This is a genomic window from Acinetobacter sp. CY79, from assembly GCF_059515845.1.
The window spans coordinates 144,368-151,007 of sequence record NZ_JCAKMY010000004.1 but is presented as its reverse complement, the minus strand read 5'-3'; the positions used below and the strand labels follow the sequence as shown (position 1 = coordinate 151,007).

Sequence of the window (6,640 nt, the reverse complement as noted above, 5' to 3'; positions counted from 1 at the left end):
TTGAAAAAGCATGGTCTGTCTTAAAAAGTAAAGTCAGGCACATCATTGCTCAGAACAATAAAACCATTCAGGAAGCTCTGGATATCGTATTTAAGATGATGTAGCTTATGTTTCATATTTGGCTATAGAACGTCCCCAAAAAAATCAGAGTAAGTTTTACAGTGGTAAAAAGAAGAAACATACGCTCAAAGCGCAAGTGATCTATCATCCAAAGAGCCAACAAATCATAGGTCTAGATCTATCGAGTGGTAGTCAACATGACATTAAATTGGCAAGGAAAACGATTGCAAAATTCAAGCATTGTGAATATGTGATTACTGATTTAGGATATCATGGACTAGAGGAATGTGGATTTAAGCTATTGACTCCTATTAAGAAAAAGAAGAATTCTGCCTTATCTGATATTGAGAAAAAGTACAATAAAATGATTGGAGAAATACGAATTGTGATTGAACACATCAATCGTCAATTAAAAACATTTAGAATATTGAGTGAACGCTACCGAAACAGACGTAAGCGATTCGGTTTACGCATCAACTTAATTGCTGCACTTGTAAACCGGATAAACTTGCAATAACGACTTTCGCAAGAGGTCTACTATCGTTATACCAGTAAGTGGTTAAGATGTGAGGTAAATATAATTGAAGGCTGAAAATAAAATTATTTTAAGCCTTATCAAAAATTTATATATGGAATTTAAAAGACCATTTCATTTGGATGATTGTTGTAAGTAAGCAACTTTTAAAATTCCTCTACCAGTAGTACTTATCATAATTCAGTATTACTTATCATAATTGAAATAAAAAACCGAGCTATACAGCTCAGTTTTTTATTTCAATCAATTCGATGACTAGTTTTCTAAAGCAGGAGTTGCAGCAGCAATGGCAGCCGCTACAGCATCATCTTCAGATTGGCTTGTAGAAGAACTTGATTTCGGAGATGGTGTTGGCTTTTCCACTGCTGGCTTAGGCTCAGACTGTACCGTTGGTTTCGGTTCTGTTTTTGGCTCTGGCTTTGGAGCGGCTTCTTCAGTAGCTGGTGTATCACGATATTCACGAGTAATGGTCGCAGTTGTATTATTTGAAACTTGATGCTCCACTGCCACAGGTGGTGCAGGAGGAATCTCAGCTTCTGTCGGCTCAACTGGATCTAATTGAGTTGGTTGTTGCTCAGTCGTTTCAACCGGTTGTTCCTGCTCTTGTTTCGGTTCTTCTTTTTTTACACATGCTGTTAAAACCAATGCAGTCGCAATTGCACCAGCAATTAAAAGTTTCTTATTCATAATCACTCAAAACAAAACTTGATAAATTGATGTTGCTAGTATAACAGCAAATTCACATGATGAAATCACCCTAAGTTTGTCTAAATCTTTATTGGAAATGATGATAGAATAACCAATTGTTTATTGTTCTTTGAATTGATGCGGATTGACTTTGCTTTATTGGTACAAGGTAAAGTAAAATTGCGCAACATTGTAGGCCGAATTAGGCTTGATTGTACGAGAAACCCAATGACCCATTTTATTTTCGTGACTGGTGGTGTAGTTTCATCACTAGGTAAAGGTATTTCAGCTGCTTCAGTTGCTGCACTTTTAGAAGCCCGTGGTTTAAAAGTTACCATGGTCAAAATGGATCCATACATTAATGTCGATCCAGGGACAATGAGCCCATTCCAACATGGAGAGGTTTTTGTCACTGAGGATGGTGCTGAAACTGATTTAGACTTGGGTTATTACGAACGTTTCTTACGTCGTGCAAAAATGACTAAGTTAAATAACTTTACTTCAGGCCGTGTTTACCAAGATGTTTTAAACAAAGAACGTCGTGGTGACTATCTTGGCGGTACAGTTCAAGTTATTCCACATATTACGGATAATATTAAAGAGCGCGTACTTCGCGCTGGTGAAGGTTATGACGTTGCCATCGTTGAAATCGGTGGAACAGTAGGTGACATTGAATCTCTCCCATTCATGGAATCTGTACGTCAATTGATGGTTGAGCTTGGTCATAAACGTACCATGCTGATGCATCTTACTTTACTCCCATATATTAAATCAGCTGCTGAGCTTAAAACCAAGCCGACACAACACTCTGTTAAAGAGTTATTGTCGATTGGTATTCAGCCAGACATCTTAATCTGCCGTACTGAATACGATGTAGATGCAGACACTAAACGTAAAATCGCGTTATTTACCAACGTAGAAGCACGTGCGGTTGTTGTCTGTAAAGATGCACGTACGATTTATGAAATTCCACGTACGTTTTATGAACAGGATGTTGATGATCTGATCTGTGAACGGTTTGGCTATAACGATTTACCTGAAGCAGATTTGACGGATTGGGATAATGTTGTTGAGTCTTTATTGAATCCTCAATACACAGTACGTGTTGCAATGGTCGGTAAATACGTCGAACTTCCAGATGCATACAAATCTGTCAACGAAGCGCTTTTACACGCAGGTGTTAAAAATCGCGTTAAAGTTCAGATTGATTACGTCAATGCAGAAGAACTTGAAAGCCAAGATGTAAATGAAGTATTGAAAGATGCTGATGCAATCTTAGTTCCAGGTGGTTTCGGTGAACGTGGTACTGAAGGCAAAATGAAGGCAATTCAATTTGCACGTGAAAACAAAGTGCCATTCCTTGGTATTTGTTTAGGTATGCAGTTGGCAGTCATTGAATATGCACGCAATGTTGCGGGTATTCTTGACGCAACGTCTACTGAATTCAACCGTTCAACAAAATCGCCATTGATTGGTTTAATCACTGAATGGTTAGATGAACGCGGTGAAGTCCAACAGCGTACAGCTCAGTCAGATCTTGGTGGTACGATGCGTCTTGGCGCTCAAAAATCAGAATTGGTTGAAGGTACGAAGACTCGCGATGTATATGGCAATGCTGAAATTATCGAACGCCACCGTCATCGTTACGAAATGAATAACCGTTTTATTCCAACTCTTGAAGAGAAAGGTATGAAAATTTCAGGTTATTCACCAGTACAACGTCTAGTAGAAACTGTTGAAATCCCTGAACATCCTTGGTTTATTGCTGTACAATTCCATCCGGAATTTACAAGTTCACCACGCGATGGGCATCCATTATTTGCGAGTTTTATCGATGCTGCAAAACAGCAATACGCTAAAACTAAATAATAACTGTATCGACGTTTTGATCGTTTAGGAACACACTAGGAAGTTTAAATGTCGCAACTAAAACCACAAGAAATTGTACGTTTAGGCGATATACAAATGGCAAATCACTTGCCATTTGTATTATTCGGCGGAATGAACGTACTTGAGTCAAAAGATTTGGCTTTTGAAATTGCTGAAACATATATTGATATCTGTACACGTTTAGATATTCCTTATGTATTTAAAGCAAGTTTTGATAAAGCCAATCGCTCAAGCTTAACTTCTTTTCGAGGTCCTGGTCTTGAAAAGGGTCTTGAATGGTTAGCCGACATTAAAAAACAATTTAATGTTCCGATCATTACTGATGTACACGAACCGTATCAAGCAGCACCTGTGGCTGAGGTGGCTGATATTATTCAGCTACCTGCCTTCCTCAGTCGTCAGACTGATCTGGTTGAAGCAATGGCAAAAACAGATGCCATTATCAACATTAAAAAAGCCCAATTCCTTGCACCGCATGAAATGCGTCATATTATGAATAAGTGCTTAGAAGCAGGAAATGACAAACTGATTCTGTGTGAGCGTGGCTCGGCATTTGGTTACAACAACTTGGTTGTAGACATGCTAGGTTTCGACACCATGAAAGAGATGAATGTTCCTGTATTTTTTGATGTGACGCATTCGCTTCAAACACCAGGTGGTCGTGCTGACTCAGCGGGTGGTCGTCGTGCGCAGATTTCGACACTAGCACGTGCGGGTATGGCAACAGGTCTTGCAGGTTTGTTCCTTGAGGGACATCCTGATCCAGATAAAGCGAAATGTGATGGTCCTTGTGCGCTGCGTATGTCGCAACTAGAACCATTCTTAGCGCAACTGAAAGAATTAGATACCTTGGTGAAAGGTTTCAAAAAATTAGATACTCATTAATGCTAATTTTAGCATTTCGTTATTAATCAACTGAGGAATTGTTCATGAGCCAAATCGTTGACATTCGTGCACGTGAAATTTTGGACTCTCGTGGTAACCCAACCATCGAAGCAGACGTAATCTTAGAATCTGGCGTAGTTGGCCGTGCATGTGCACCATCTGGTGCTTCAACTGGTTCTCGTGAAGCTTTAGAACTTCGTGATGGCGATAAAGCTCGTTACTTAGGTAAAGGCGTTAAAACTGCGGTGAACAATGTAAATACATTGATCCGTGATGCATTGTTGGGTAAATCAGTTTTCGAACAAAAAGACATCGATAACACGATGATCGCTTTAGACGGTACTGAAAACAAAGAAAAATTAGGTGCAAATGCAACTTTGGCAGTGTCTTTAGCTGCTGCGCGTGCTGCTGCAACTGAAAAGAACATTCCGCTTTACCAATACATCGCAGACTTACGTGGTCAGTCAATCTTGACAATGCCTGTACCCATGATGAACATCATCAATGGTGGTTCACATGCAGACAACAACGTTGATATTCAAGAGTTTATGATTGAGCCTGTTGGCTTCACTTCATTCTCTGAAGCGCTTCGTGCTGGCGCAGAAATTTTCCATTCTTTAAAATCAGTTTTAAACAAAAAAGGTTTAAACACTGCTGTTGGTGATGAAGGTGGTTTTGCACCAAACCTTCGTTCTAACGAAGAAGCGATTACTGTAATTCTTGAAGCAATTGGTCAAACTGGCTACAAAGCAGGTTCTGACATCATGCTTGCGCTTGACTGTGCATCTTCAGAATTCTATAAAAATGGTCAATACATTCTTGCTGGTGAAGGCAACAAAGCATTCACAAGCAACCAATTCTCTGACTACCTTGCAGGTCTTGTAAATCAATACCCAATTATCTCAATTGAAGATGGTTTGGACGAGTCTGATTGGGAAGGTTGGTCTTACCTGACTTCTATTCTTGGCGACAAAATCCAATTGGTAGGTGATGACTTATTCGTTACAAATCCTAAGATTTTACAACGTGGTATTAATGAGAAAGTAGGTAACTCGATCCTCATTAAATACAACCAAATTGGTACGTTGACTGAAACTTTAGATGCGATCTATCTTGCTAAAGCAAATGGTTACTCTACTGTGATTTCACACCGTTCAGGCGAAACTGAAGATTCTACAATTGCAGATCTTGCAGTGGGTACAGCAGCGGGTCAAATCAAGACAGGTTCATTGTGTCGTTCTGACCGTGTAGCGAAATATAACCAATTACTTCGTATTGAAGAATTGACTAATGCTGCATATCGCGGTAAAGCTGAATTCAAAGGTTTGAATTAAGTTTAGCTGTCCATGTTAGAAGTCTTTAAAACAACTTCCAGTAAAGTGATTTTGGTGGCTGCGATACTGATTATCGCAGTCTTCCAATATCGCTTTTGGTTTGGTGAGGGAGGTTATTTCCCTCATCAGGCTTTAGTTCAAAATATTCAACAACAAATTGAAACTAATGAAGAACTAAAAGAAAGAAACCGCATTCTCGCGGCAGAAGTGTATGATTTAAAAAATGGCGTAGAAGCGATTGAAGAACATGCACGTTTAGACCTAGGTCTGATTAAGCCACACGAAACGTTTGTACAAATGAGTACGGTAAGTACAAATTACAAACCGATTTATATTGATCCAACTGCACAAGTAGACTTAAGAACCAATGAGCGAGCTCCAGCTGAACCTGAACAACCGTAAGTTATGGGCTATTATTCCTGCCGCAGGTTCAGGGAGTCGTTTTTCAAAGACACAATTAAAACAGTATCAAACCATTCAAGATAAGACAGTCATCGAGCATACGGTTCAACGCTTGAATGATTTGCCACTGACAGCATATGTGTTAGCGATTGCTGAAAATGATGATTTTGCACAAACTTTAAATTTCAAAAATTCCGACAAAGCATTGTTTTGTTTGGGTGGTCAAGAACGAGTAAATTCTGTTTTAAATGCACTCAATTTTTTAAGTGATTTGGCAGATCCAAAGGATTTAGTCTTTGTACATGATGCAGCACGTCCGTGTGTGAGTCGTGAAAATCTTTTTAATCTGGTTCAAACAGCAATGAATGAAAATTGTAGCGCCATTTTAGCCACTCCAGTACGAGATACATTAAAGCGAGTACCTCAGATTCAACCTTCAACTCACGAAAATACCGTTGATAAAACGGTAAGTCGTGAAGAGTTATGGCAAGCACAAACACCGCAAATTTCAACGATTGGCTTGTTGAAGTCAGCCATTGAAACCGCTTTAAAAGACCAAATCACGATTACAGATGAAGCAAGTGCTTTAGAATATATTGGTGAAAAAGTCAAAGTGGTGATGGGGCGCTCAGATAATATTAAGATTACATATCCTGAAGATTTAGAGTTAGCCCGACTGATTATTGCATCTCAAAATAGTTAATTTATAAACAATCAAGTAAAGGTATTTCATAAAGATCATGAAATGCCTTTTTTTATGGCAATTTTTAATTTGAAATAGACTTGAATATGATGACTATTCAGCATAGTTTGGTAGAAAGATAAGAAAAATCTTAACAAAGTTGAA

At 38.9% G+C, this 6,640-nt stretch carries 6 protein-coding genes and 1 pseudogene; 6 read left to right on the top strand and 1 reads right to left on the bottom strand.

Annotated elements, in window-relative coordinates; all coding sequences use genetic code 11:
* Positions 1–121: 121 nt before the first annotated feature.
* Positions 122–577 (top strand): annotated as a pseudogene (locus AC5YCE_RS03115) (transposase family protein); the annotation flags it as partial.
* A 273-nt stretch (positions 578–850) separates the two neighbouring features.
* Here AC5YCE_RS03115 and AC5YCE_RS03110 read toward each other — a convergent pair.
* Positions 851–1,282, bottom strand: a complete 432-nt coding sequence (locus AC5YCE_RS03110) for an internalin (protein ID WP_496171019.1) — start codon at positions 1,280–1,282, stop codon at positions 851–853.
* A 228-nt stretch (positions 1,283–1,510) separates the two neighbouring features.
* On the opposite strand from AC5YCE_RS03110, the gene pyrG reads away from it, so the two are divergent.
* Genes pyrG through ispD form a run of 5 tightly spaced genes read left to right on the top strand, consistent with a single transcriptional unit; the run spans position 1,511 to position 6,496 of the window.
* Positions 1,511–3,151 (top strand): CTP synthase, encoded by a 1,641-nt coding sequence (pyrG, locus tag AC5YCE_RS03105; protein WP_496171018.1) that lies wholly within the window; start codon positions 1,511–1,513, stop codon positions 3,149–3,151.
* Between the two features lie 48 nt (positions 3,152–3,199).
* On the top strand, positions 3,200–4,057 hold the full coding sequence (gene kdsA / locus AC5YCE_RS03100; RefSeq protein WP_496125932.1) for a 3-deoxy-8-phosphooctulonate synthase: 858 nt from the start codon (positions 3,200–3,202) through the stop codon (positions 4,055–4,057).
* Positions 4,058–4,101: 44 nt separating this feature from the next.
* On the top strand, positions 4,102–5,391 hold the full coding sequence (gene eno, locus AC5YCE_RS03095; RefSeq protein WP_496125933.1) for a phosphopyruvate hydratase: 1,290 nt from the start codon (positions 4,102–4,104) through the stop codon (positions 5,389–5,391).
* 12 nt (positions 5,392–5,403) lie between these two features.
* Complete coding sequence (locus AC5YCE_RS03090; protein WP_496125934.1) at positions 5,404–5,793, top strand: septum formation initiator family protein; 390 nt, start codon at positions 5,404–5,406, stop codon at positions 5,791–5,793.
* A complete protein-coding gene (gene ispD, locus AC5YCE_RS03085; RefSeq protein WP_496171017.1) occupies positions 5,759–6,496 on the top strand; it encodes a 2-C-methyl-D-erythritol 4-phosphate cytidylyltransferase in 738 nt (245 codons plus the stop codon). The genes AC5YCE_RS03090 and ispD overlap by 35 nt, the downstream gene beginning before the upstream one ends.
* Positions 6,497–6,640 lie beyond the last annotated feature (144 nt).

Excerpts from the sequence above, each read along its gene's own strand:
- AC5YCE_RS03110 (WP_496171019.1), bottom strand. The coding sequence starts at position 1,282 with ATGAATAAGAAACTTTTAATTGCTGGTGCAATTGCGACTGCATTGGTT.
- pyrG (WP_496171018.1), top strand. The coding sequence starts at position 1,511 with ATGACCCATTTTATTTTCGTGACTGGTGGTGTAGTTTCATCACTAGGT.
- kdsA (WP_496125932.1), top strand. The coding sequence starts at position 3,200 with ATGTCGCAACTAAAACCACAAGAAATTGTACGTTTAGGCGATATACAA.
- ispD (WP_496171017.1), top strand. The coding sequence starts at position 5,759 with ATGAGCGAGCTCCAGCTGAACCTGAACAACCGTAAGTTATGGGCTATT.
- eno (WP_496125933.1), top strand. The coding sequence starts at position 4,102 with ATGAGCCAAATCGTTGACATTCGTGCACGTGAAATTTTGGACTCTCGT.
- AC5YCE_RS03090 (WP_496125934.1), top strand. The coding sequence starts at position 5,404 with ATGTTAGAAGTCTTTAAAACAACTTCCAGTAAAGTGATTTTGGTGGCT.